Annotated in this window: 25 protein-coding genes; 8 read left to right on the forward strand and 17 right to left on the reverse strand. The window is 66.1% G+C overall.

The features are described 5' to 3' along the window. The first annotated feature begins 43 nt into the window (after positions 1-43). The 3 genes from LRX75_RS16500 (at position 44) to LRX75_RS16510 (ending at position 2,923) form a co-directional block, all read left to right on the forward strand. On the forward strand, positions 44-799 hold the full coding sequence (locus LRX75_RS16500; protein WP_231815853.1) for a class I SAM-dependent methyltransferase: 756 nt from the start codon (positions 44-46) through the stop codon (positions 797-799). Positions 800-881: 82 nt separating this feature from the next. Next, complete coding sequence (gene hisC, locus LRX75_RS16505) at positions 882-1,988, forward strand: histidinol-phosphate transaminase (protein ID WP_231815796.1); 1,107 nt, start codon at positions 882-884, stop codon at positions 1,986-1,988. 8 nt (positions 1,989-1,996) lie between these two features. Beyond that, a complete protein-coding gene (locus LRX75_RS16510) occupies positions 1,997-2,923 on the forward strand; it encodes a prephenate/arogenate dehydrogenase family protein (protein ID WP_231815797.1) in 927 nt (308 codons plus the stop codon). 26 nt (positions 2,924-2,949) lie between these two features. Here LRX75_RS16510 and LRX75_RS16515 read toward each other — a convergent pair whose 3' ends face one another. After that, on the reverse strand, positions 2,950-3,951 hold the full coding sequence (locus LRX75_RS16515; RefSeq protein WP_113150787.1) for a DUF2125 domain-containing protein: 1,002 nt from the start codon (positions 3,949-3,951) through the stop codon (positions 2,950-2,952). A 296-nt stretch (positions 3,952-4,247) separates the two neighbouring features. On the opposite strand from LRX75_RS16515, the gene LRX75_RS16520 reads away from it, so the two are divergent. Next, on the forward strand, positions 4,248-4,793 hold the full coding sequence (locus LRX75_RS16520) for a gamma-glutamylcyclotransferase (protein ID WP_231815854.1): 546 nt from the start codon (positions 4,248-4,250) through the stop codon (positions 4,791-4,793). Here the strand turns inward: LRX75_RS16520 and LRX75_RS16525 are convergent. The 4 genes from LRX75_RS16525 to ftsE form a co-directional block, all read right to left on the reverse strand. Beyond that, positions 4,790-5,590: a lysophospholipid acyltransferase family protein gene (locus LRX75_RS16525; protein WP_231815798.1), complete on the reverse strand. Its 801-nt coding sequence runs from the start codon at positions 5,588-5,590 to the stop codon at positions 4,790-4,792. The genes LRX75_RS16520 and LRX75_RS16525 overlap by 4 nt on opposite strands. 111 nt (positions 5,591-5,701) lie before the next feature. Beyond that, a complete protein-coding gene (locus LRX75_RS16530) occupies positions 5,702-6,421 on the reverse strand; it encodes a YdcF family protein (RefSeq protein WP_231815799.1) in 720 nt (239 codons plus the stop codon). A gap of 153 nt (positions 6,422-6,574) precedes the next feature. Beyond that, positions 6,575-7,525, reverse strand: coding sequence for a cell division protein FtsX (locus LRX75_RS16535; protein WP_231815855.1), 951 nt, complete (start codon positions 7,523-7,525; stop codon positions 6,575-6,577). A gap of 79 nt (positions 7,526-7,604) precedes the next feature. Then, positions 7,605-8,264, reverse strand: coding sequence for a cell division ATP-binding protein FtsE (gene ftsE, locus LRX75_RS16540; RefSeq protein ID WP_062595674.1), 660 nt, complete (start codon positions 8,262-8,264; stop codon positions 7,605-7,607). Positions 8,265-8,507: 243 nt separating this feature from the next. Here ftsE and LRX75_RS16545 point away from each other — a divergent pair, with 243 nt between their 5' ends. From LRX75_RS16545 to LRX75_RS16555, 3 genes are all read left to right on the forward strand, one after another. After that, positions 8,508-9,140: a hypothetical protein gene (locus LRX75_RS16545; protein WP_231815800.1), complete on the forward strand. Its 633-nt coding sequence runs from the start codon at positions 8,508-8,510 to the stop codon at positions 9,138-9,140. A gap of 61 nt (positions 9,141-9,201) precedes the next feature. Beyond that, positions 9,202-9,753, forward strand: coding sequence for a hypoxanthine phosphoribosyltransferase (gene hpt, locus LRX75_RS16550; RefSeq protein ID WP_113150791.1), 552 nt, complete (start codon positions 9,202-9,204; stop codon positions 9,751-9,753). Positions 9,754-9,830: 77 nt separating this feature from the next. Continuing rightward, complete coding sequence (locus tag LRX75_RS16555; protein ID WP_113150792.1) at positions 9,831-10,190, forward strand: response regulator; 360 nt, start codon at positions 9,831-9,833, stop codon at positions 10,188-10,190. 205 nt (positions 10,191-10,395) lie between these two features. Here the strand turns inward: LRX75_RS16555 and LRX75_RS16560 are convergent, their stop codons facing one another. The 4 genes from LRX75_RS16560 to argH all read right to left on the reverse strand — a co-directional run bounded on the left by LRX75_RS16560 (position 10,396) and on the right by argH (position 16,418). Then, positions 10,396-13,083: a TIGR02302 family protein gene (locus LRX75_RS16560; RefSeq protein WP_231815801.1), complete on the reverse strand. Its 2,688-nt coding sequence runs from the start codon at positions 13,081-13,083 to the stop codon at positions 10,396-10,398. A 150-nt stretch (positions 13,084-13,233) separates the two neighbouring features. Continuing rightward, a complete protein-coding gene (lysA, locus tag LRX75_RS16565; RefSeq protein ID WP_231815802.1) occupies positions 13,234-14,508 on the reverse strand; it encodes a diaminopimelate decarboxylase in 1,275 nt (424 codons plus the stop codon). A 22-nt stretch (positions 14,509-14,530) separates the two neighbouring features. Continuing rightward, on the reverse strand, positions 14,531-14,887 hold the full coding sequence (lptM, locus tag LRX75_RS16570) for an LPS translocon maturation chaperone LptM (RefSeq protein WP_113150794.1): 357 nt from the start codon (positions 14,885-14,887) through the stop codon (positions 14,531-14,533). Between the two features lie 127 nt (positions 14,888-15,014). Then, a complete protein-coding gene (gene argH, locus LRX75_RS16575) occupies positions 15,015-16,418 on the reverse strand; it encodes an argininosuccinate lyase (RefSeq protein ID WP_231815803.1) in 1,404 nt (467 codons plus the stop codon). A 45-nt stretch (positions 16,419-16,463) separates the two neighbouring features. Here argH and tlpA point away from each other — a divergent pair, with 45 nt between their 5' ends. Then, positions 16,464-17,144: a thiol:disulfide interchange protein TlpA gene (tlpA, locus tag LRX75_RS16580; protein ID WP_231815804.1), complete on the forward strand. Its 681-nt coding sequence runs from the start codon at positions 16,464-16,466 to the stop codon at positions 17,142-17,144. On the opposite strand, the gene LRX75_RS16585 is transcribed toward tlpA, so the two are convergent. The 8 genes from LRX75_RS16585 to LRX75_RS16620 form a co-directional block, all read right to left on the reverse strand. Next, positions 17,124-18,392 (reverse strand): sulfatase-like hydrolase/transferase, encoded by a 1,269-nt coding sequence (locus LRX75_RS16585; protein ID WP_231815805.1) that lies wholly within the window; start codon positions 18,390-18,392, stop codon positions 17,124-17,126. The two genes, tlpA and LRX75_RS16585, sit on opposite strands and share 21 nt — an antisense overlap. 194 nt (positions 18,393-18,586) lie before the next feature. Beyond that, a complete protein-coding gene (locus LRX75_RS16590; RefSeq protein WP_113150798.1) occupies positions 18,587-19,459 on the reverse strand; it encodes a 3-hydroxybutyryl-CoA dehydrogenase in 873 nt (290 codons plus the stop codon). A gap of 173 nt (positions 19,460-19,632) precedes the next feature. Further along, complete coding sequence (locus LRX75_RS16595; protein WP_231815806.1) at positions 19,633-20,562, reverse strand: electron transfer flavoprotein subunit alpha/FixB family protein; 930 nt, start codon at positions 20,560-20,562, stop codon at positions 19,633-19,635. A gap of 160 nt (positions 20,563-20,722) precedes the next feature. Continuing rightward, positions 20,723-21,472, reverse strand: coding sequence for an electron transfer flavoprotein subunit beta/FixA family protein (locus LRX75_RS16600; RefSeq protein ID WP_113150844.1), 750 nt, complete (start codon positions 21,470-21,472; stop codon positions 20,723-20,725). A gap of 351 nt (positions 21,473-21,823) precedes the next feature. Beyond that, positions 21,824-22,606, reverse strand: coding sequence for a rhomboid family intramembrane serine protease (locus tag LRX75_RS16605; RefSeq protein ID WP_231815807.1), 783 nt, complete (start codon positions 22,604-22,606; stop codon positions 21,824-21,826). A gap of 45 nt (positions 22,607-22,651) precedes the next feature. Then, complete coding sequence (locus LRX75_RS16610; protein ID WP_113150801.1) at positions 22,652-23,230, reverse strand: cob(I)yrinic acid a,c-diamide adenosyltransferase; 579 nt, start codon at positions 23,228-23,230, stop codon at positions 22,652-22,654. A gap of 1 nt (position 23,231) precedes the next feature. Continuing rightward, a complete protein-coding gene (locus LRX75_RS16615) occupies positions 23,232-23,429 on the reverse strand; it encodes a twin transmembrane helix small protein (RefSeq protein WP_092935449.1) in 198 nt (65 codons plus the stop codon). Positions 23,430-23,481: 52 nt separating this feature from the next. Then, positions 23,482-24,330, reverse strand: coding sequence for an SDR family oxidoreductase (locus LRX75_RS16620; RefSeq protein WP_231815808.1), 849 nt, complete (start codon positions 24,328-24,330; stop codon positions 23,482-23,484). Positions 24,331-24,496: the final 166 nt, after the last annotated feature.

Below are 24,496 nucleotides of genomic sequence, written 5' to 3' on the forward strand. Positions count from 1 at the left end.
CGCCCCGGTTTCCTTTCGCCGGGCCGCGCACTACCCTCTGTTTATGCACGCCGATATCGTCGATCTTCGTCAGTTCTACCATTCGCGGCTCGGGCGCTTTACCGAGCAGGCGATCTCCATGGCGCTCGCCTCCATCTGGGCGCGGTTGCCGGAAGAGCGGCTGGTGGGGCTCGGCTATGTCCTGCCCTATCTCGAGCGCTTCCGGGCCGATACGGAGCGGACCTTCGCCTTCATGCCGGCGGGGCAGGGGGCGGTGAACTGGCCGGTGGCGGAGCTGTCCTCGACGGCGCTGGTGTTCGACGAGGAACTACCGCTGCCCGACAGCTCGATCGACCGCATTCTCATGGTGCATTCGCTGGAATTTGCCGAGAACCCGCGCGAGACCATGAAGGAGATCTGGCGGGTGCTCGCGCCCGGCGGGCGGCTCGTCATCGTGGTGCCCAACCGGCAGGGCGTCTGGGCGCGGATGGACCATACGCCGTTCGGCTCCGGCCGGCCCTATTCGCGCGGGCAGCTGACGGCGCTGCTGCGGGAGACGAACTTCACGCCCGGCGCCTCCTGCGAGGCGCTGTTCTTCCCGCCCTCGACCACGAAGACCGTGCTGAAGCTCGGACGGGCCTTCGAGAAGATGGGGCGTGCGCTCTGGCCGGTGTTCTCCGGCGTCATCATCGTCGAGGCGCAGAAGCGGCTTTATCAGGGGCTGCCGGTGGCGGCGCGGGCCTCGCGCCGGGTGTTCGTGCCCGTGCTCGCGCCGCAGGGCGTGCCGACCACGCGCGACGGCCAGCCGCCGGTGCGGTGAGGGCCTGCCCCTTAAGCCCTCGACAAGGCGGCGGCGGGGCGGTAATGGCAAAGCCATCCGTGACACCAGCGAAAGCCAGACCATGAGCTCCCTCCCGAACGCTCCGACCCCGCGCCCCGGCATTCTCGACATCGCCGCCTATGTGCCGGGCAAGGAACACGCTCCGGGCGTGGCCAAGGTCCACAAGCTCTCCTCCAACGAGACGCCGCTGGGCGCGAGCCCCAAGGCGCTGGAGGCCTTTCGCCAGGCCGCCGGCCAGCTGGAGCGCTACCCGGACGGGCAGGCGCTCGAGCTTCGCAACGCGATTGCGGAAGTTTACGCGCTAAACCCAGCCAACCTGATGTGCGGCAACGGCTCGGACGAGCTTCTGGGGCTGCTCGCCCACACCTATCTCGCGCCGGGCGATGAGGCCGTCATCACCGAGCACGGCTTTCTCGTCTACAAAATCCAGATCATGGCCGCCGGCGGTGTGCCCGTGACGGTCAAGGAGCAGGATTGCCGCGTCGATGTCGATGCGATCCTCGCCGCCGTGACGAGCAGGACGAAGCTTGTGTTCATCGCCAATCCCGGCAACCCCACGGGCACCTTCGTGCCGGTCGAGGACGTGCGCCGCCTGCAGGCCGGCCTGCCGAAGCACGTCCTGCTCGTGCTCGACGCGGCCTATGCGGAATATGTGCGGCGCAACGACTACGAGGCGGGGATCGAGCTGGTCTCGTCAAACCAGAACGTCGTGATGACGCGCACCTTTTCCAAGGTCTACGGCCTCGCCGCCCTTCGCGTCGGCTGGATCTATGCGCCGGCCGCGGTCATCGACGCGCTGAACCGCAGCCGTGGGCCGTTCAACCTGAATGCGCCGGCGATTGCGGCCGGTGCCGCTGCCGTTCGCGACAAGGCGTTCACCGCGGCTGCCGTCGATTTCAACGCGGAATGGCTGGCGAAGGTCAGCGAGCGGCTGACGGCGCTCGGTCTCAAGGTCACGCCGTCGGTCGCGAATTTCGTGCTGTTCCATTTCCCCGATGTCGATGGCAAGCGGGCGGAGGATGCCGATGCGTTCCTGACCAGCCGCGGTTTCATCCTGCGGGCCGTGCGCGGCTACGGCTTCCCCAATGCGCTGCGCCTGTCGATCGGCACGGAGGAGGCGAACGAAGGCGTTCTCGCCGCCCTTGCCGAATTTCTCGGGAAGAACTGAGACCTGACATGGCCAAGCTCTTCGAAAAGGTCGCGCTGATCGGCATCGGCCTCATCGGCTCCTCCATCGCGCGGGAGATCCGCGACAAGGGGCTTTCGGCCTCGGTGACGATCTCGACCCGCAGCCGCGAGACGCTGGACCGGGCGCAGGTGCTCGGTCTCGGCGACCGCTATGTGCTGTCGGCCGGCGAGGCCGTGGAGGATGCGGATCTCGTCATCGTCTCCGTGCCGGTCGGCGCGTCCGGTGCCGTGGCGCAGGCGATCGCGCCGCATCTGAAAGCGGGGGCGATCGTCACCGACGTCGGCTCCACCAAGGGCTCCGTCATCGCGCAGATGGCGCCGCATATGCCGCAGGGCGTTCACTTCATTCCCGGCCACCCAATTGCGGGAACGGAATATTCCGGCCCGGATGCCGGCTTCGTCGGTCTTTTCAAGAGCCGCTGGTGCATTCTGACACCGCCGGCCGGCACCGACGAGACCGCCAAGGGGCAGCTGCGTGCCTTCTGGGAGGCGCTCGGCTCGGATGTCGAGGAGATGGACCCGGAACACCACGACAAGGTTCTCGCCATCGTTTCCCATCTGCCGCACATCATCGCCTACAATATCGTGGGGACGGCGGACGATCTGGAGACGGTGACGGAATCTGAAGTCATCAAATATTCGGCCTCGGGCTTTCGCGACTTCACGCGTCTCGCCGCATCCGACCCGACCATGTGGCGCGACGTCTGCCTGCACAACAAGGACGCGATTCTCGAAATGCTGTCGCGGTTCTCCGAGGATCTCGCCTATCTTCAGCGGGCGATCCGCTGGGGTGACGGCGACAAGCTGTTCGACCTCTTCACCCGCACCCGCGCGATCCGCCGCTCGATCATCCAGGCCGGTCAGGATACCGACATGGTGGACTTCGGCCGCCATGCGCTGGACGCGAAGAGCTGACGCCCGCCATATCTTGACGGCTTGGATCAGAGCTGCGGCAGCACGCCGATGGGGATGAAGGCGAGGAAGGCGGTGCCGTCGCGCACATTAAGCGTGACGGTGGTGTCGTTGCCGCCCGCGGCCAGCGCCGTCAGCATGTTGGCGGCGTTATCGAGCATGTTCTCGCTCTCCGGAAAGGCCGTTGCCAGAGCCGTGCGCCACGCCTGAACGTCCTGCATCGTCACCTTGAAGGCGCCGGAGATCAGCCCCTGATCGTCGACGGTGAACGGGCCGTTGGCGGTCGTCACCATGCCGTTTCCGAGGTCGAGCGTCAGGTTGCGAACCTCGCCTGCACTGTTGCGCAGGGCATGACGCGAAAGGCCGCCGCGATCGAGCACCGTCGCGCGATCCTTGACCGTGAGGTCGATGGCGGCATTCATCAGCGGCAGCAGGCTTGCGCCGTTGCCGGGCTTCAGGTCGAGGCCGGTGATGGAGACGGCGGCATCGAGATCCGCCGCATTCTGGCGCAGATGCAGCTCGGTATGGCTCGTGGCGAAGCCTAGCACATCTTCGCCCGGCGTGGGCACCAGCGTGCCGGTCAGGCGTTCGGAGACGATGGACGTGCGGCTGAGGCCCGAGAACGTCGCCTGGATGCTCGCCTTCAGCGCCTGCCAGTTCATGGATGTCGCGATGCCGGGGGAAAAGCGCAGTTCGGCCGGGCCATCCACCTCGATGACGGCGTGTCCCGGCCAGTAGACCTGTGCTGCGGACCGGAGAGCCCCCGCGGAGCCGGAAGCCCCGAGCTGGGTATCGTCCACCTTCACGGCATCGCAGAACAGCCCGATGCGGAACGGGAAGCCGCGAACGGTCAGGCCGTCGCAGCGGGCCGTCGCGCTACCGGAGCGGCTGGTGAGGAAGCTGGCGAGCCGCGTCTCGATCTGATGGGCGGCGAGAAACCAGATGCCGCTATAGACCGCCAGAAAGATCGCGATGCCGATGCCGAGACGCCTGATGCGGAGACCTGCGGCCGGCGGTGCTGTCTGTGTCATGCGGGTCTCCGGTCGGCGGTCTGGATTTCGGCGCGGTGGACGGCGCTCTCCGGCAGCGCCGGCACCCCTCGGACAAGGCTGCGTCGTGCCGGTCTTCTACCGCATAACATCACGGATCGGAATGCGTGCGGAAAAATAGCCGGACGCTCGGACCGTCGTGGCCATCGTCGCCAAAATGCAGGCGCGGCCGATCCGGCACGTTCCGCTTGCTGCCGTTTTGCAGTAGGAGGGCAGGCCGGCAGAGATGGCCGGCCTGTGAACGACGACGATGGGATGGACCTTCTGTGGCGGACCTTGTGGTAACGGATTCGGACGACGTGTGGGTGTTCGGCTATGGCTCGCTGATGTGGAATCCGGGCTTTCCCTTCGTCGAGCAGGCCCGGGCTCGGGTTTTCGGCTACCGCCGGGCGCTGTGCGTGCACTCCCATGTTCATCGCGGCACGGCGGAGAGCCCCGGGCTGGTGCTCGGCCTCGACCTCGGCGGCTCCTGCCTCGGCATGGCGTTCCGCATCGCGCCCGCGGATCGCGCGGACGTCATCGCCTATCTGCGCGAGCGCGAGCTGGTCACCCATGTTTACAAGGAGCGTATGCTGCCGCTGCGGCTCGCCGACGGGCGAACGGTCATGGCCGTCGCCTATGTGATCGACCGGGCGCATCTGCAATATGCAGGCGCCCTGCAGGCCGATGAGGCGGCGTTGATCGTCGCCTCTGCGCGCGGGCGCTCGGGCGAGAATGTCGATTATGTCATGAACACGCTCGACCATTTGCGCGCCATGGGCATCCGCGATCACTGGCTGGAAGAGGTCGGCCGCGGCGTGCAGGTGCTGCGCGCCAAGCGCTAGCTTTTCTCCGGCACGGCGACGCCGAGTTCGGCAAGCCGCGTGCGCGCGGTCTCCGGCAGGGGGAGATGCGGGTTGTCGCGGACGGTTTCCACGAGCAGTTCGTCGCTGGCGGTTTCCGTCACCGCGATCAGCGTTTTCAGGAAGGTGTCCGCGTCCAGTCCGGGACCGATCGGCGGGAGAATGCGGACCTTGAAGTGGCCGGGGAATCGCAGTGTCGTGCTGCGGGGCCAGAAGAGACCGGGATGCATCGCCACCGGCACGACGGGCACCTGCAGATCGCGATAGAGACGGGCGATACCGTATTTGTAATCCGGCGGCGCGCCGGGCGACCGACGGGTGCCCTCGGGATAGATGATCAATTGCCGGCCCGTGGCGATTTCCGCCTTGGCGCGCTGCATGACGGCGGCCATGGCCCGGCCGCGGGCGCTGCGGTCCACCGGCACCATGCGCTGCTTGGCGACATACCAGCCGAACAGCGGAATGCGCATCAGCTCGCGCTTGAGGATGAAGAACGGATCCGACAGCCACGGCAGCAGGGCATAGACGTCCCAGAAGGACTGGTGCTTGGGGGCCAGGATATAGACGCCGTCCTTCGGAATGTTGTCGAGCCCCTCGATCTCGAAGGTCGTGCCGACGATCACCCGCATCAGCCAGTGATTGCTGCGCGCCCAGTTCTTCGGCACGAACCAGGACGTCTTGCGCGACACGAGAAAATAGACCGGCGTCAGCACGATCATGCGCAGGATGAGATTGGCGTAAAAGGCGACGTTGAAGAGGACCGAGCGAAGGCGAATCATGGGCGGCTTTCGAAGAGCGAGCGGCAGCACGGATCGAGCGTGCCCTGCCGGCTGCCTACACCAATAAAGCCGCGACGAAAACCGGGATCTCGCGCGCGGCGGTGCTCATGCCTATTGCCCGGTCTGGGCGCGCTCCGTCCGCAAGCCGCTGTCCGTCGGTGTGCCCAGGAGATCGCGCAGCGACGCGACGGTCAGCTTGGCATATTCGGTAAGGATCGATTTCAGCACCATGGGATTGGCCATCCAGTTCGTGCTCTTCAGGTCGGAATTGACGACCGGGTAGGGCACGAAGGCGATGCCCGGATTGGCGCGGCGAAGCTCCAGCAGGCTGCGGGGCATGTGATAATTGTTGGTGACGACGAGGATGCTCCTGTAGCCGTTGTTGCGGATCCAGTTTGCGGTTTCGTGTGCATTGCCGATCGTGTCGATGGCATCGTGGCCGATATCGACGCAGCAGCGGAAGAGATCGGCGGAGCTCTGGGTGTTGCGGCGGATCTGGCTGCTGGTGGTGGTGGGGTGCACGCCGGAGATCAGCAGGCGCTGGCCGGCACCGGCCTTGAGCAGATCGACCGCCTGGTCGATGCGCTGGAACCCGCCGGTGAGAACCACGATGGCATCGGCCTTGGGGTTGGCCGGCGGCTGGAGCGAGGCCACCTGATCGGCGAAATAGAGAAGGCTCGCCGTGCCGCAGCCGGCCACCATCAGCAGGACATAGAAGGTCAGGCGGGCGAGCTGCCGCCGGAAGCTGACATGCCGGCGCGTTCGCCGGGCAAGGCGCCTGCGCTCGGTTTCGCCGGAAGTCTCCGCTTCGGAGGTTTCGTCCGCCATCATGATGTTCTTCCACCGTTGCGCCGGATGTCCGCGGCGCGACGGGACGGGTGTTGCGATGCTGTGCGACCAGTGAACCCGCTTTGCGCCTTAACGATGGCTTCGCGGGGTGAAGCGCGGAAAACGGGAGACGGTAAGGGCGCGCAGATCGGCATGTCAGGAATTCGGAATGAGATCGGCCCGGGCCGGGTCGGAGCGGATGCGGTCGATTTCGTAGATGGTGCGCATGACCGTGAAGCGCGCCGTGAGCGTGGTGAGGAGCGCGATGACGAGCATGATGGCGGCGATGCCGAGATAGCCGGTGTAACCGATCGTGAAGGTGCCGAAGAGGGCCGTGGCCTGATCGCTCTGGGGCGTGGCGAGCGAGCGCGACTGCCACCAGCCGGCCAGGGCAAAGGACAGCGCGGCCAGCAGCCCGCCCGCGCCCGCGCCCTTGAAGCTGATCTTCAGGAAATGCTTCTGGAACTCGGAGGCGACGAAGCTTGCCTCGGCACCCACGAAGTGCAGCACCTCGACGATGTGGCGGTTGCCCGACAGCGTGCCGCGCGTGGCGAAGATGACGGTGAGGACCATGGCGGAGAAGACGAGGGTGAGCACCCCCGTGCCGATGAGCGCGGTCGTGTGCGCCATGGCCACCAGCCGGTCCACCCAGGTCCGGTGATCGTCGAGCGTTGCCTGCGGGATTTCGCCCGTCAGCCGCGCGCGCATTCCGGCGAAATCGGGCGGGTTGCGCTCGTCGATGGTGATGATGACGAGGCGGGGCACCGGCAGCTCGTCGATATCGAGGCCTTCGCCGAGCCATGGCTCCAGCAGGCGGGCGGTTGCGGTGCGATCGACGATATTGCCGTTGACGGTGCCGTCGAAGGTCAGCGCGATATCGCGCGCGTCGCGCAGGGCCTTTTCCATGTCCAGTCCTTCCTCGGGCCGGATCTGGATCGTCACCTCGCGGGAGATCTCGCTCTGCCAGCTTTCGGCCGTCGAGCGCACCATGGAGACTGCGCCGAGCGTGAGGCAGGCGAGGAAGGACATGATGGCGATGACGAGCATGAGCGCATTGCCCGAGACGTTGACCGGCGGCACGATGGGCGCCATCGGGCGGACGCGCATGGGCGCCTTGCGCCCTTCCGTTTCCGCCTGCGTGCTGCGGGCGGGCGCCTTCACGGTTTTGGGCGGCGTCTTGCGGGCGTCAGTCATAGATGTCGAGCCGCCCTTGCGACAGGATCATGCGGCGCGCTTCCACCTGATCCATCAGCGAGAGATCGTGCGTCGCGATGACGACGGCGGTGCCGAGGCGGTTCAGCTCCATGAACAGGTTGAGCAGGCGGCGGGCCATGGGCGGATCGACATTGCCGGTCGGCTCGTCGGCGAGCAGGATTTCCGGCCGGTCGATGAGCGCGCGGGCGATGGCGGCGCGCTGCTTTTCCCCGCCCGAGAGAACCGGCGGCAGAACGTTGATCCGCTCGCCGAGGCCGACCCAGCCGAGAAGCTCCAGCACGTCGGAGCGATAGGAGGATTCGTCCTTGCCGCGGACACGCAGCGGCAGAGCGACGTTCTCATAGGTGGTGAGGTGATCGAGAAGGCGAAAGTCCTGAAAGACGATGCCGACGCGGCGACGGAGCATGGGCAGTTCGTCGCGCGGGATGGAGGCGATGTTGCGGTCGAACATGCGGATGAGGCCGCGCGTCGGCTGCAGCGACAGGAACAGAAGGCGCAGCAGCGTGGTCTTGCCGGCGCCCGAGGGGCCGGTGAGGAACTGGAAGGACTTGCGCGGGATGTCGAAGGTCAGGTCGCGGAGAATTTCCGGTCCCATGCCGTAGCGCAATCCGACGTTCTCGAAATGAATCAACTTCCAGCCTCTGAGATGGACGCTCTACCGCCAAGTGCGGGCGCGATCCGGCCAGCATGGTTAAACACTGGTTAATTTTCCCTTTAACGTCCCACGCAAAAACGTCGCTTTGAGGGCCATGGTGGCGTCCTGACCTTTCGCGAGGGCGTTGCGAAGCCACGTTTCCGTTCTGTTAACCCTTCGTCTTTACCTTTCGGCAAGGAATTCCTCGTCTTCGGGCGAGCGCGCCGCGGAGGACGATGCATGGCCGGCTTTTCGAGCGCTTCGCGCAAGGTTGATCTTTTGCCGCCGGAACGGACGCGGCCGGCGGCGCGTCCCGCCCCGCGCGTGCTGCGCCCGACCGACGCGGTCGATGCCGTTTTCGAGGTCGTGCCGCTGTCCCGCGCGCCTGCGTCCCGCGCCGCATCGCAGGCGTCCGTCAAGGCCCGGTCCGGCAAGCCTGGTGGTTCCGGTCTGTTCCGCGCCGTCGAACAGCGGTTGCATCGCATCCCGCCACGCGTCTTCGCCGCGCTGACGATCGGGCTCTGCGCGGCTGCCTTCGGGCTGGCGATCACGCTGGCGCCCAGCGCGCCGCAGGCCGCACCGGCGCTCGGCTTCGGCGATGTGCACACGGAGCTACAGGATACGAGCGGCCTGAAGGTCGTTGCCGTCTACGGCACCGTGGTCAATCCGACGGCCGCACCGCGCGAGATCCCGGAAATCCGGGTCGATGTCGCCGGGTCGGGCCGTCGCATGACGGCCGAGGGCCAGCTGGCCGGCAGCCGCGTGCTGGCCCCGGGCGAACGCCGCGCCTTCTCCGCGCGCCTGCCGCATGCCGGTGGATCGGCGCCCATCGTGCAAATTTCCTTTGCCGAGACGGGTGCTTCGCCGCGCTGACTGTGCTAACGCCAAGCTTTGGGGGATGCCGGACGGCGCCCCGTCGCCTGGAGCTGCTGCCATGCCCGTCGTTCGCGGAAAGATGATCGAGACGCTGTTTTCGCCGGACGTGATTGCCACGCGCAACACGGAGATGGCGGCCGAGATCGTGAAGGGCCGCAATGACGACCTTCTGGTCATCTCGGTGCTTAAGGGCTCCTTCATCTTCGCGGCCGACCTCATCCGTGCCATGCACCATGCGGGGCTTGCGCCGGAGGTCGAGTTCATCACGCTGTCGAGCTACGGCACGGGCACGGTCTCGCGCGGTGTGAAGATCATCAAGGACATCGACAGCGACCCGCGCGGCCGCGACGTGCTCCTGATCGACGACATTCTGGAATCCGGCCGCACCCTGCGCTTTGCGCGCGATCTGATGTTGGAGCGCGGCGCGAAATCGGTGTCGATCGCCGTGCTGCTCGACAAGAAGGTGAAGCGCGAGGTCGATTTCGAGGCGGATTTCGTCGGCTTCGAATGCCCCGACTACTTCGTCGTCGGCTACGGCATGGACGTCGCCTATGCCTTCCGCGAGCTGCCCTTCGTGGGCGTGGTCACCGGGGACGCCGACAGGATCTGACGCTCGGCCGCTCCGCTCTTTACGGTTTTCAAAGGAAACTCTGCGCTTTGTAGGCCTCCGAACCGTAGGAGGCCATGATGGCAAAGATCCTGATCACCGAGGACGAGGATTCCCTTCGCCGCTTCGTCGCGCGTGCCTTGCAGATGGACGGGCACGACGTGGTGCAGGCGGGCGATGGCGCCGAGGGCCTCGAGCACCTGCACGGCGCGCCGTTCGACCTTCTCCTCTCCGATATCCGCATGCCCGTCATGGACGGCATCGCCCTTGCGCACGAAGCCGCAGCCGCCTTTCCCAAGCTGAAGATCCTGCTGATGACCGGCTATGCTGAACAGCGCGAACGCGCCGACGACCTCGCGGACAAGATCATCGATGTCGTCGCCAAGCCGTTCAGCCTGCCGGATATCCGCAAGGCGGTCGCTGTGGCACTGGCGGCTTGAGATTGTTTGACTCTGAGGTTGTGGCAGCCCCTCATCCGGCTGCCGCCACCTTCTCCCCGCGGGCGGGGAGAAGGGACGTGTGGTGATCGTTTGACCACCTCTAAGTTCCGCTTTTAGAGCGATCGGCTGCCACATCTCCCTTCGCCCCGCGTGCGGGGAGAAGGTGCCGGCAGGCGGATGAGGGGCAGCCGCAACCCCAAACACCTCACCGGATATCCAGCAATCGCTCCAGATACTGCCGCTCCACCTCCGGCGAAACGGTGTTGCCCAGTCTCCGGCGGATTTCGTCGAGGATTTCGCGGGCGCGCTGGGTGTCGATCTCGTCGGGCACCTTGACCTGATCGCCGAAATCGGGGCCGGGATTCTGCTGGCGGCGGCCGAGGGGGTCGCGGCCGTTCTGGCCGTACTGGGGCACGCCCTGGCCGGGACCTTGCCCCTGGCCCTGACCCTGGCTCATCTGGTTCATCATGTCCTGGGCGCCTTCGCGCAGCGCCTGCAGCGCGCGGCCCTGGCTGCCGACGGCCTGTTCGCCCTGACCTTCGCCGAGCTGGCCCGCGGCGCCCTTCATCTCGCGACCGGCCTGGCCAAAGCCCTTGCCGGGCTTGATGCCCATGCCTTCGAGGCCCTTCTGCAGCTCGCCGAGCTGCTTTTCCAGGGCCTGCTGCTGGCCCTGAAGATCCTTCAGCGCCTGTCGCAGCTGCTCCTCGGTCATCTGCTCGGTCGGGTCGCCGCCCTGCTGTTGCTGATCCTGCGGTTGTTGGCCCTGCTGCTGGTTCTGGTCGCCGGGCTGCTGCTCGAACAGGTTCTCGTCCGTCAACGGGTCGCCCATCTGCATGCGGTTGCGCAGGGCCTGATCGTGCTTGAAGGTTTGTTCCATCAGGCGCTGCTGCTCCTGCATCAGCTGACCGAGCTTGTCCATCTGCTGGCGCATCTCGCTATTGTCCTGGCCCTGCTGCATGTCCTGCGGCGTGCGGCCGGCCTGCAGATTGTTCATCATGCGCTGCATTTCCGAGAGCATCTGGCGCGCCTGATCCTTCGAGCCCGACTTGGCGAGATTCTCGATCTGGTCCATCATCTTGTCCAGATCCTTGCTGCTCAGCATGTTCTCCATGTTGGGGCGGGCCGCCATTTGCGGGTTCTTCATCGCCTGTTCGGCGAGCGCCTGCATGAACGCCTTCATCGCCTCGCGCAGTTCCTGCATCGCCTTGGCAATCTCCTCGTCCGACGCATTGCGCTCCAGCGCGTCCGACAGCTTCTGCTGGGCCGCGCGCAGGTTGCGCTCGGCCAGCGACAGGTTGCCGTCCTCGATGCCGAGCGCGACCTCCCAGAGATAATCGGCGGTGCCACGCATCATCTCGTCGTCGCGCGCAAGCTCCATCCGGCCCTTGGCGGATTGCAGCAGGAGGAAATGGGTGAGGTTGGGGATGTTGTCTTCCGGGTGGATGTTCAGCGCGTCGTTGAGCTCGATCGCGCGGGGCAGGTCCTTGCTGTTCAGCGCCATGACCTGGCGCTCTTCGGCGACCGCGCCGGCGAGCGGCTGGGTGAAGCGGCGGGCGGGCAGGATCATCTCCTGCGGCGCGCTGCGGCCCTCCTGGCCGGCGGCGTCGCGCGCGACCAGCGTGATGCGCACGCGCTTGCCGGCCAGCGGATGTTCCGACAGGTTGCGGCTGGCGGTCGCCTTGGCATCCTTGGCGTTGCGGCGGGGCAGGTCCAGGCGATATTCGGGCGCGGGATAGAGCGGCGTCGCTTCGGCCGGCGCTGCTTCGGTCGGCACGATCTCGGCGAAGGCCTCGCTCAGCCCGTAATCGTCCTTGGCGAGGAAGGGGATCTCCAGCGCGGCATTGACCGTGGCGCGGGGCGTGCCGTCGAAGGCGATGTCCGGCACGGCATCGGGAATGACGGCGAACTGCCAGGTCTCCCGGCCGACCGTCAGCGTGCCGTCGCGGGTGATCTTGTAAAGATGGGTGCTGTTGTCAATCGGCGCGTTGGCCGGGCCTTGCGAAGCGGGCGCCGCCGTGACGGCCGCAGCCTCCTGCCCGGGTGTCTTCTCCGGCTTTTGCGGCGGGATCGGCGTTGCCACGCTCGACCCCTTGTCGAGGAAGGTCACCGTGGTGTCGGTGGCCGGACCCGCGCTCGTGACGCGCACGGTGACGTCGCTGAATTGCGGGATGCGGAACAGGCTCGCCTCGGTGGCCTCCGTGCCCGGTGCCGGCTGGTCCTGCCGGCCGGTGAGAAAGACGGGCGCGCGGCCGGTATAGGCGGGCGGGGTGACCCAGGCATCGATGCGCACATCTGGGGGCGCCACGATGTTTTCGGGAATGCGGAAGGCATCGGACACGAGCCCGGCGCGGTTGGAATAGGAATAGGCGAAGGCGATGGCGACAAGGAGCACGGGCAGGGCCCGCAGGCCGAGGCCGTCATGACGGGCGATATCGGGCCGTGGCAGGCCGGTTTCGAGCGCGCCGATCATCCGTGCCATGCGGCTCTGATGTTCGAGCCAGAGGGCCTGCCCGAAGGCGCCGCCGGTCGCCGGCCTGTCGTCCTGTACGCCGATGGCCTGATGCGGCAGAGCGTTGCGCTCTTCGAGCAGACGGTCGGCCTCCTGCGTCTCCGGCAGGCGGACGCGGAAGACCGGCACGAGGGCCGCGATGAAGGCGAGGACGAAGGCGAGGAGCAGCCCGGCATGGACGAGCGGCGGCACGGCGCGGAAGAGCCCGAACCAGGCGGACGAGAGAAAGAGGAAAGCAACGGCGATGGGCGCAAGGGCGCGCGGCGCCAGACGCTCGGCGACGATGACGGCCCGCGCGAAGCCGCGTTTGCGCGCCAATGCGCGCGCCATGCCGGAAACGCCGTCTTTGCCGCCCGAACTCGTCTGCCGCCGGAAGTCTGCCATGCGTACCGTCCTGCTTATGGGTCAGGGCCTGTCGTCACGCGATTCCCGCGCGCGTCCGACGCCTGTTTGCCGGCAAGGATACCATTGTTTGTGGCGAAGACGAGGGCGAGAACGCAATCGTGAACGTCCCCGTCTGCGCGCCGGGAAGGCTCAGTCGTCGGAGAGCCAGTCCGGCAGGCTGTCGAGGCCGATGAGGTCCTCGATGGTGGTGCGGGGCCGCACCACGTGGAAGCGATTGCCGTTGACGAGGACCTCCGGCACCAGCAGCCGCGAATTGTAGGTGCCCGCCTGAACGGCGCCATAGGCGCCGGCCGTGCTGACGGCGAAGAGATCGCCCGGGCGCGGCATGGCCATCTCGCGGTCGAGCGCCAGATAGTCGCCGGTTTCGCAGACCGGGCCGACCACATCGGCCGTGATGCGCGGCGCGTTGGCGGCGGAAATCCGTACCGGGCGGATCTCGTGATAGGCCTCGTAAAGGGTCGGGCGGATGAGATCGTTCATCGCGGCATCGACGATGACGAAGGTCTTCGACCCGCCATCCTTCACATAGATCGTTTCCGTGACCAGAATGCCGGCATTGCCGACGATCAGGCGGCCGGGCTCCATGACGATGCAGCAGTTCAGGCCGGCGAGTTGGTTCTTGACGATCGCCGCATAGGCATCCGGCAAAGGCGGGGGATTGTTGTCTTCCTTGTAGGGCACGCCGAGGCCGCCGCCGACATCGACATGGTCGATGACATGGCCATCGGCGCGCAGCGTCTCCACGAGATCGCGCAGCACCTTGAAGGCATCCTCGAACGGCTGCAGATCGGTGATCTGGCTGCCGATATGCATGTCGATGCCGGTGACCTTGATGCCGGGAAGGGTCGCGGCATGGGCGTAGACGGCGCGGGCGCGCTCGAAGCCGATGCCGAACTTGTTTTCCTTCTTGCCGGTCGAGATCTTGGCATGGGTCTTGGCATCGACATCCGGATTGATGCGGAAGGAGACGTGTGCCTGACGGTTGAGCCGGACGGCGCGGGCGTTGAGCACTTCGAGCTCGGGCTCGGACTCGACGTTGAAGCAGTAGATGCCGGCCTCCAGCGCCAGATCCATCTCGCCGGCCGTCTTGCCGACGCCGGAGAACATGATGCGCTCGGCCGGTATGCCGGCTGCGAGCGCGCGCGCCAGTTCGCCGCCGGAGACCACGTCGATGCCGGCGCCGAGACGGCCGAGGGTCTTCAGCACGGCCTGGTTGGAATTCGCCTTCATCGCATAGCAGACGAGCGCGTCGATGCCGGCGAAGGCCTTCGAGAAGACGGCGTAGTGCCGCTCCAGCGTTGCGGTGGAGTAGCAATAAAAAGGTGTGCCGACGGCGCGGGCAATGTCGGTGACCGGCACGTCTTCCGCGTGCAGAACGCCGTCGCGATATTCGAAGTGATTCACGGGATGGGCCTTGAGATGGCTGTCAGAGCAGCGGATCGAGGAGGAAGGGACGCTCGGGGACGTCGGTCTGGTCGCCGGTGCGTCCGCTGCGGGCCGCCGCATTGTCCGACCCGGGAACGACGTTCATCTGCGTGACGGCCGTCGTCTGGGTGGAGGCGTTGCCGGTCACGGCGGCGCTGGCCGGCGCGGCGCCGCCGGCCGGGCGCACGAGCGCGGACGGGGCGGACGACGGTGCGCGGGTCGTGTTTCCCGCCTCTTTCGCGGCCTGCGCGCGGGCGACGCTCGGACGTTCGAGATCCCCCTTGCGGCCGCAGCCGGAGGCCGTCAGCACCGTTGCCGTCAGAAGCAGCGCCGTCAGGGCGGCAGTCCGGAATGTCATCGTCGCGGGTCCTTTGCGAAGGCGGGCGGTTCCTCTTAGCTGTTTTTCAAGGGCCGCGCACGTTCGAAATTCTGATGGATCGCCCGGGAAAACGAATGGGTTTCCCGGGATCCTGGGCTGGGTCGTTTCAGTTGCGCGCGCGCCACCAGGCGATCTGGCGGCGGACTTCGGCGGGTGCTGTGCCGCCGAAGGAGGTGCGGCTGGCGACGGAGGCCTCGACGGTGAGGACATCGAAGACCTTGTCGGTGATCGCCGCGTGGATGGCCTGGAGGTCGGAAAGGCTGAGTTCGCCGAGGTCGCAGGCCTTGCTCTCGGCCAGCGCCACGGCCCGGCCCGTCACGTGGTGCGCATCGCGGAAGGGCAGGCCGGCTTCGCGGACCAGCCAGTCGGCAAGGTCGGTGGCGGTGGAAAAGCCGGAGCCGGCCGCCTTTTTCATGCGCTCGGTGTTGATGGTCATGTCGCGGACCATGCCGGTCATAGCGGCGAGGCCCAGCTCCAGGCTTTCGGCGCTGTCGAAGACCTGTTCCTTGTCTTCCTGCATGTCCTTGGAATAGGCGAGCGGCAGGCCCTTCATGATGGTGAGAAGGGCGATCAGCGAGCCGTTGATGCGGCCGGTCTTGGCGCGCACCAGTTCGGCGGCATCCGGGTTCTTCTTCTGCGGCATGATGGAGGAGCCGGTGGAAAAGGCATCCGACAAGCGGACGAAGCCGAACTGCGGCGTCGACCAGATGACGATCTCTTCAGCCAGGCGCGACAGGTGGGTGGCGGAGATGGCGGCGATCGACAGGAACTCCAGCGCGAAATCGCGGTCGGAGACGGTGTCGATGGAATTGCGTGTCGGGCCGGAGAAGCCGAGTGCCTTCGCCGTCATGTGGCGGTCGATCGGAAAGCCGGTGCCGGCCAGCGCCGCGGCGCCGATCGGGCTTTCGTCCATATGCTCGATGGCGTGGCGCACGCGGGCGCGGTCCCGGCCGAACATTTCGACATAGGCCATGCAGTGATGGCCGAAGGTCACCGGCTGCGCCGTCTGCAAGTGCGTGAAGCCGGGCATGACCGTATCGGCATGTTCCTCGGCGCGATCGAGGAAGGCGGCGATGAGGCGGGTCAGCGCGGTCTCGACCTTCTGCAGCTCTTCCTTCACCCAGAGGCGGAAGTCGAGCGCGACCTGATCGTTGCGCGAGCGCGCCGTGTGCAGCCGGCCGGCCGCAGGGCCGATCAGCGTTGCGAGCCGCGATTCGACGTTCATGTGGATGTCTTCGAGGCGGCGGGAAAATTCGAAGGTCCCGGCTTCGATCTCCGACAGGATCGTGTCGAGGCCCCCGAGAATGGCGTCCTTGTCGGCGACCGAAATGATGCCCTGATGCGCCAGCATTTCGGCATGAACCTTGGAGCCGCGGATATCCTGGGCATAGAGCTTCTTGTCGAAGCCGATGGAGGCGTTTATCTCCTCCATGATGGCATCGGGTCCGGACGCGAAACGACCGCCCCACATCTGGTTGGAGGTTTTCGTCTCGGAAGCGCCGTCGGCCATCGCAGATATCCGTTCCTCAAAAAGGTACAAGTCTTGAAAACCGACATGACAGACTCGGGGAAACCCCGCTCCGCCCTGCGGCTCGTGGCGCTTGCGGCCCTTCTGGGCCTGATCGCCGGTGCGGCTGCGGTATACGTCAGGCAAAGCGGGTCTGGCAATGCTCCGGAGGTCGCTTCCCAAGGTGATGCCGGTCCGTGCGCCGCGGCAGCGCCCAAGATCGCCGGTCTGACGCCGCTGATGAAGGGGCAGGTCGCCGCCATGGCACCCGCCGACCGGCCCCGGCTCCTCGAAGGCCTCGCGTTCAAGGACGGGGCGGGCAAGGACCTGACGCTGGCCGATTTCAAGGGGCGCACGGTGCTGCTCAATCTCTGGGCCACGTGGTGCGTGCCCTGCCGCGAGGAAATGCCGGCGCTGGACAGGCTGGAGAAAGCCGAGGGAAGCGACCGTTTCGAGGTCGTGGCCGTCAATATCGACACCGGCAGCGACGAAAAGCCGAGGGCGTTTCTCTCGGAGACCGGTGTCACGGCGCTGAAACCCTATCGGGACGCCTCCATGGGCGTCTTCAACGGCCTGAAGAAGGAGGGGCTGGCCTTCGGCCTGCCGGTGACCGTGCTGCTCGATGACAAGGGGTGCCTGCTTTCCGCCATGAACGGGCCGGCGGCCTGGGATGGCGAAGAGGGGCGCGCACTGGTGCGCGCTGCCGCGTCAGCGGGCGCCGGCTCCTGAGGTCGTTCCGGTTCCTGCCGCCGCCAGGCCCGGCGATGTGCTGCGCAGCAGGTACCAATCCACGAGACCGGGCTTGAAATGGCGGCGGGCGGCGCGTTCCCAGAGCGGGGTCTGGTGATCGCCGACGATGAGGATGTCGGTCGGCGGCAGATCGGGATCGCGCGCTACGGCTGCCAGCGAGCGGAAGAGGTCGCTCCACAGGTTCGTCAGCTCGCACACCGTGCGGTTGCCGATGGCCGGCGCCATGGTGGCGCAGCCGAGCCGGTCGCTCGCGGAGGGCTCATACGGGATATGCGTGTTCAGCGTCAGGAAGTAGACGAATTTCTGCCGGTCCGGATCGGCCTTCAGTGCCGAATCCAGCACGCCGGCGATTTCGGTGTCGCAGAGCCCCTTGAAGACCGTGCCGCAGCGCGACGGCGTGGGGCTCGGGATCTCGGCCGCCATGTCCTCCATGAAGGTGCTGTGCTGGAAGCCGATCTGCGGATACCAGTGATAGCGCAGGAACATCTCGCGCGAATAGCCGTGGAAGGCGTGCGTGCTCAGGCCTTTTTCGCTCAGGCGACGCGGCAGGCAGTCGATAGGCTGGTCGCCCAGAAAATCGCGCCAGCTGCCCCAGTGGCCGCACAGCTCCCGCGCGGCGGCGCCGGTGGTGGAGCCGGAATAGCGTGTCGTGCCGCTGGTCAGCTGATAGCGGCCGCCGAGCGTTTCCTTCTGCAGGATCTGGCTGAGAAGCGCCCGGTCCTGCGGGTCGGCAAAGGCGCCAAGGCCCTCGACCACGACGAAGAGCAGGTTGTGGCCGGATGCCGCGATCGTCTCCGCCGTCAGGTCGTTCTGCAGGACGGCGCTGTCGAACGCCGGTGGCGCGTCCATGAAGGGCTGATTGACGACGACATCGAGGCCGACCACGGCGAGCGCGGCAAAGGCTACGGCCGTGGGCGAGGCGAGCGTGACGTCGGCGCGAAACCTGTTGAACAGCCACGCCGTGAGAAGCGCCATGCCGACCATCGTCAGGATGAGCGCGACATAGAAGGCGGAGGCCGCGACATCGATGGTGGCGAGAAAGCCGAGCGTGTCGAGAGCATCGCCCACCGGCAGATGGAAGGCCACCATGGCGACGAGGGCGGTATCGAGCAGCGCGGCCAACCCGAAGACGGGATAGGCCGCCCATCCCGGAAGGAAGTAGGCGGCGGTTCCGGCGAGCACGTAGAGGAATGGCGAGATCGTACGGATGGCCACGTAAAAGGGCATGGCCGCCAGGAAGACGAGATTGGGGAGGACGACGAGGGTGCCGACAAGCCGCGCCGTTGCATGACGAGAGGACCGGAGTCCGAAAGTCCGATCAGGTTCTGTCGTTTGCGCAATCATGAGAGCTCCGCACTTCGAAGAAGGCGAACTCACGATTGCATTCAATATGCGTAATCGTCAATACAACGCGGAGTGGTTTATCGCGTGGGCACCGGGGTTTCCCCCCGATAGTCGTAGAAGCCGCGACCGGACTTCCGGCCGAGCCAGCCGGCCTCGACATATTTCACCAGGAGCGGGCAGGGGCGGTACTTGCTGTCGGCGAGGCCGTCGTGAAGGACCTGCATGATCGACAGGCAGGTGTCGAGGCCGATGAAGTCCGCCAGTTGCAGCGGGCCCATGGGGTGATTGGCGCCGAGCTTCATGGCGGTGTCGATGGCATCGACGGTGCCGACGCCTTCGTAGAGCGTGTAGATTGCCTCGTTGATCATCGGCAGGAGAATGCGGTTGACGATGAAGGCCGGGAAGTCCTCCGCAACCGTGATGGTCTTGTCGAGGGCGGTGACGAACTGACGGGCCGAGGCGAAGGTGCCCTCCTCGGTTGCAATGCCGCGCACCAGTTCCACGAGCTTCATCACCGGGACCGGGTTCATGAAGTGGATGCCCATGAAACGCTCGGGGCGATCCGTGGCGGAGGCAAGACGGGTGATCGAGAGGGAGGAGGTGTTGGTGGCGAGAATGGCGTCCGGCTTGAGCACCGGACAGACGGCGACGTAGATCTTGCGCTTGATGGCTTCGTCTTCGGTGGCGGCCTCGATGACGAGGTCGGCCGGCGAAAGATCCGTCAGGTCGGCGGAGCCCTTGATCAGCGTCAGCGCCTTCTTGCGCTCGTCCTCGGTCAGTTTTCCGGAGGAAACCTGGCGGGCCATATTGCCGTTGATCGTGGCGAGGCCGGCCTCGATACGGTCGGGTGCGATGTCGTAGAGGTGCACCTTGTACCCTGCCATCGCGGCGACCTGCGCAATGCCGCAGCCCATTTGTCCCGCACCGACGATTCCGACATTCTTGATCATCAAGCCGATGTTCCCCAATCGCAGCCGACGTTCAGGACCACTGAAGGCCTGCGTCAAAGTGATACCGGCTGGCCGCCATTTTTGCCAGTGCTTTCCGTCGCTGTTTGCGTGTCTTCGAATGCAAAACGGCCGCATCGTGGGGACGCGGCCGTTCAATTCTCGGTGTGTCCGGCTTACAGAGCCTTTTCGAGTTCCGGCAGGACGGTGAAGATGTCGCCGACGAGGCCGTAATCGGCGACCTGGAAGATCGGGGCTTCCTCATCCTTGTTGATGGCGACGATGACCTTCGAGTCCTTCATGCCGGCGAGGTGCTGGATGGCGCCGGAGATGCCGCAGGCGATGTAGAGCTGCGGTGCGACGACCTTGCCGGTCTGGCCGACCTGCCAGTCGTTCGGGGCGTATCCTGCATCGACCGCGGCACGGCTTGCGCCGACGGCGGCGCCGAGCTTGTCGGCGAGCGGCAGGATGACTTCCTGAAATTTTTCCGCCGAGCCGAGCGCACGGCCGCCGGAGACGATGATCTTCGCCGAGGTGAGTTCCGGACGGTCGGACGAGGAGAGGGCATCGCCCACGAAGGTGGAGAGACCCGGATCGGCTGCTGCAGAGACGGTCTCGACCGGTGCCGAACCGCCGGCCGCGGCCGGCGAGAAGGTCGAGGTGCGTACGGTGATGACCTTCCTGGCATCGCCCGACTGCACGGTCTGGATGGCGTTGCCGGCATAGATCGGCCGCTTGAACGTGTCGGCCGAGACGACCTCGGTGATTTCGGAGATCTGGGCGACGTCGAGCAGGGCGGCGACGCGCGGCATGACGTTCTTGCCGACCGAGGTGGCCGGCGCGATCAGCACGTCGTAGCTGCCGGCGAGCGATACCAGCAGGGCTGCGAGCGGCTCGGCGAGGTTGTTGGCCAGGCCCGCATCGTTGGCGAGCAGGACCTTGGCCACGCCGGAGAGTGCAGCAGCGCTTGCTGCTGCGGCATCCGCGCCGACGCCGGCGACCAGAACGTGAATATCGCCGCCGATTGCGGTTGCGGCACTGATGGTACGGGCAGTGGCGTCGGAAACGGTCTGACCGTCATGATCCGCCAGAAGAAGAATGGCCATGTCGTGTGTTCTCCTCAAAGTCTCAATCTGTCTTCGCTGCGCGGCATCCAGCCGTCGGCCTCGACGGGGTATCCGGCAGCACATCGCGTGCAAGGGCATTTGACGGGAAGGGTGCCGCGCTGGACGCTGCGGGCCGGCGGCGGACCTTCCCGATCGGGCCTTAGAGCACGCCGGCTTCGTTCTTCAGCTTGTCGACCAGTTCGGCGACCGAGGCCACCTTGATGCCTGCCTTGCGGCCGGCGGGCTCTTCCGTCTTCAGAACGGTCAGGCGCGGCGTGGTGTCGACGCCGAAATCGGCCGGCGTCTTCTTGTCGAGCGGCTTCTTCTTCGCCTTCATGATGTTGGGCAGGGAAGCGTAGCGCGGCTCGTTGAGGCGCAGATCCGTCGTGACGACGGCAGGAAGCTTGATGTCGATCGTCTGCAGGCCGCCATCCACTTCGCGGGTCACGGTTGCCGTGTCGGCGCCGAGCTCGACCTTGGAGGCGAAGGTGCCCTGGCTCCAGCCGAGCAGCGCGGACAGCATCTGGCCCGTCTGGTTCGAGTCGTCGTCGATCGCCTGCTTGCCCACGATGACGAGCGAAGGCTGTTCGGCTTCGACCACGCCCTTGAGGATCTTGGCGACCGCCAGCGGCTCCACGGCCGCATCGGTCTCGACGAGGATCGCGCGGTCCGCGCCCATGGCAAGCCCAGTGCGCAGCGTTTCCTCGGCCTTGGCCGGGCCGATCGAGACGACGACCACTTCCGTCGCCTTGCCGGCTTCCTTCAGCCGCAGCGCTTCTTCCACGGAGATTTCGTCGAAGGGGTTCATCGACATCTTCACATTGGCAAGCTCGACGCCGGAACCGTCCGGCTTGACGCGGATCTTGACGTTGTAGTCAACGACGCGCTTCACGGTGACAAGAATTTTCATGGAGCCTTCCTTCATCGAATCTCGGCAGTTCATCTCAGCAGTGAGGCCGGGCCGGATGCCCCGGCGAGCCTTCGACGTGCTGATACCGGGTCGCGTATGTCAGCACGTCTGGTTCCCGTGTGGCGCCTCTCGGCGCCGATCTCAAATCCGCAAGCTTTTCAGGCGCGTGCATCGTGAGATCGCATATTCCCACGCCGCCCCGTCAGTCGATTGGCGACATCGATACGCGTTTTCACCACAATTGCAATCTTGCCTGAACGTGCTCCCGGTCCCGATGCGTAAATTACTGACCTTTACGTGCACGTCAATAGTTCGTGCGAAAATTCTGGTGGAGATGTCCGGCGCCCTGCTTCACGGTCGCGTGCCCCAGGGGCCCGCTCCAGCCTGCGGCGGCGGGAGGTCGCGCGGCGGCGCGTCCACGAGGCGCACGGCCTTGGGCACGACGACGACCCGGTCGAAGAGGGGAACGCCCTTGCGGCGCATGACGAGGACCAGCAGCAGGCCGGCGATGATGCCGCCGACATGGGCGCCCCAGGAGACGTCGGCCGAGGGATCGACCGCGAGCATGTAGAACTGCTGGGCGATCCAGAGGGCGAGCGGGATGAAGGCGGGCAAGGGCAGGGGGATGCGGAAGAGGACGAGCACCCAGACGCGGACGCGCGGGTGCAGAAGAAAATAGGCCGCGACCACGCCGGAAACGGCGCCGGATGCGCCGATCAGCGGCGCCTGCGAATAGGGCACGACCAGACCATGAACGACGGCGCCGGCCGCCGCGCAGGCAAGGTAGAAGATCAGGAAGCGGACGTGCCCCAGCGCGTCTTCCACATTGTCGCCGAACACCCAGAGGAAGAGCATGTTGGTGCCGAGGTGGTAGAGATCGGCATGCAGAAAGGCATAGGTGATATGAGTTGCGGCCTCCGGCACGACGGCGATGCCGGGTGCCAGCGTCGCATCGCCGAAGATCAGCGCGGGGATGTAGCCGAAGCCGAGAAGATCGGCATTGACGGTGGAGGCCTCCACGAACAGAGGCCCTGTGAGGAAGAAGATCACCACGTTCGCAAGGATCAGCCCGATCGTCACGACCTGCAGACGGATGTGCTTCAGGTTGTTGCGATCGTGAAGCGGTATGAACATGGTGTCTCCTCCGGCGCAGGCGGCCTTACCGCGTAAGCCCGGGCCTCACCTTGTGAGACCGGGCACCCAGAGCACGTCGCCGCGGCCGCGATCGTTCAGCCAGCGGGCTGCCACGAAGAGGAAGTCGGAGAGGCGGTTGACATATTCGAGCGCCGCCGGGCTGACCGTCTCCCCGTCGGTGTGGGAGAGAGCGACCATGGCGCGTTCGGCCCGGCGCGCGATGGTGCGTGCGAGGTGCAAGTGGGCTGCAGCCGGCGTTCCGCCGTTCAGCACGAAGGAGCGCAGCGGCTCGAGATCGGCATTCAGACGGTCGATCTCGCCTTCCAGCCGCGCGACCTGACCGGCGACGATGCGCAGCGGCTCGTAGGGCAGCGTCTCGCCCGTATCCGGCGTCGAGAGATCCGCTCCGAGATCGAAGAGATCGTTCTGGATGCGCTTCAGCATCGCGTCGACCTCCGGCTCGCTCGATGTCGTCAGGCGCGCCATGCCGATCGCGGCATTCGCCTCGTCGATCGTGCCGTAGCATTCGACCCTCAGATCGTTCTTCAGGCGGCGCGGTCCGGCGGCAAGGCCTGTCGTACCGTCGTCACCGGTGCGGGTGTAGATCTTGTTGAGCTTGACCATGTCAGCGTCCTCCCCCGGTAATCCAGAGGGTGAGCATGATCAGGCCGATGGCGACCGCCTGGAGCAGGACGCGGGCCTGCATCAGCTTGTTGGAAGCGTTGCCGCTGCCGCCCTTGGCCATGGTGATCAGGCCACGGATCAGCACGATGACGACGAGGCCCATCACGAGCAGAGTGAGGCCGGTAAGGAAGGAACTCATGCGCAGTCTTTCTGACGGCCGCTTGCCGTCCCACCAGAGAGGATCCGGCCGCTCAGCCGAGGCGCCCGATAATGCGATAGAACAGGCCCGCCGGAAGAAGTTTCTTCAACCGTGCGCCCTGTTTGGCCGGTTGAGTCACAATATAGTGCGGCCGCGGGCGTTTTGCCGTCAAGGCTTTCACAAGAACGGCATAAACCGCCTCCGGCCCGAGCTTGCCCCGGGACGGGCCGCCTTCGCCGGTCAGCCGGCGCATCTGCCGGACATATTCATCGCGGTGCACCGAGCCTTCGAGATCGATATGGCGGCGGATATGCGTAACGGCATTGGCCGTGAAGCGCGACTCGATCGGGCCGGGCTCGATCAGGCTGACCGCGATGCCGGTGCCGGCAAGCTCCATGCGCAGGGTGAGCGACAGGCCCTCGATGGCGAACTTCGACGCATTGTAGGCGCCGCGCCACCGGTAGGGCACGATGCCGAGAATGGAGGAGCATTGCACGATACGGCCGTGGCCCTGCGCCCGCATGACCGGGATGACGCGGCGTGTAAGGTCGTGCCAGCCGATGACGTTGGTCTCGAGCTGCAGGCGCAACGCCTCCGTCGGCAGATCCTCGACCGCGCCGGCCTGCCCGTAGGCACCGTTGTTGAACAGCGCATCCAGCCGACCGCCGGTGCGCGCCAGAACCGCCTCGACCATGGCCGCGATCGTCTCCGTGCGGGTGTAGTCCATGAGGAAGGTCTCGATGCCCTCGGCTTCGAGGCCGACACGGTCTTCCTCCCGGCGGACGGTGGCGAAGACGCGCCAGCCATCGCGGGCGAGCGCCCTTGCCGCATAGGCGCCGATGCCGGAGGAGCATCCCGTGACGATGATGGCGGGCCGGTCCCGATGGGGGCTGTCTGTCATGGGCTCTCGGTCGCTTCGGGCTTTGCGCATGGGTATATGGACATGGGCAGGTGGACTTGGAGCGCTGGTTTCCCATATTCGCAGGCAGGTGACAATCTTGCGGCAGTTGGGCTTGCGCCGCGTGGCGGATCGCCACGCCGGCGACGACATCGATGAACGTGCATGA

This window comes from Rhizobium quercicola (genome assembly GCF_021168455.1).
GTDB classification, from domain to species: Bacteria; Pseudomonadota; Alphaproteobacteria; order Rhizobiales; family Rhizobiaceae; genus Ferranicluibacter; species Ferranicluibacter quercicola.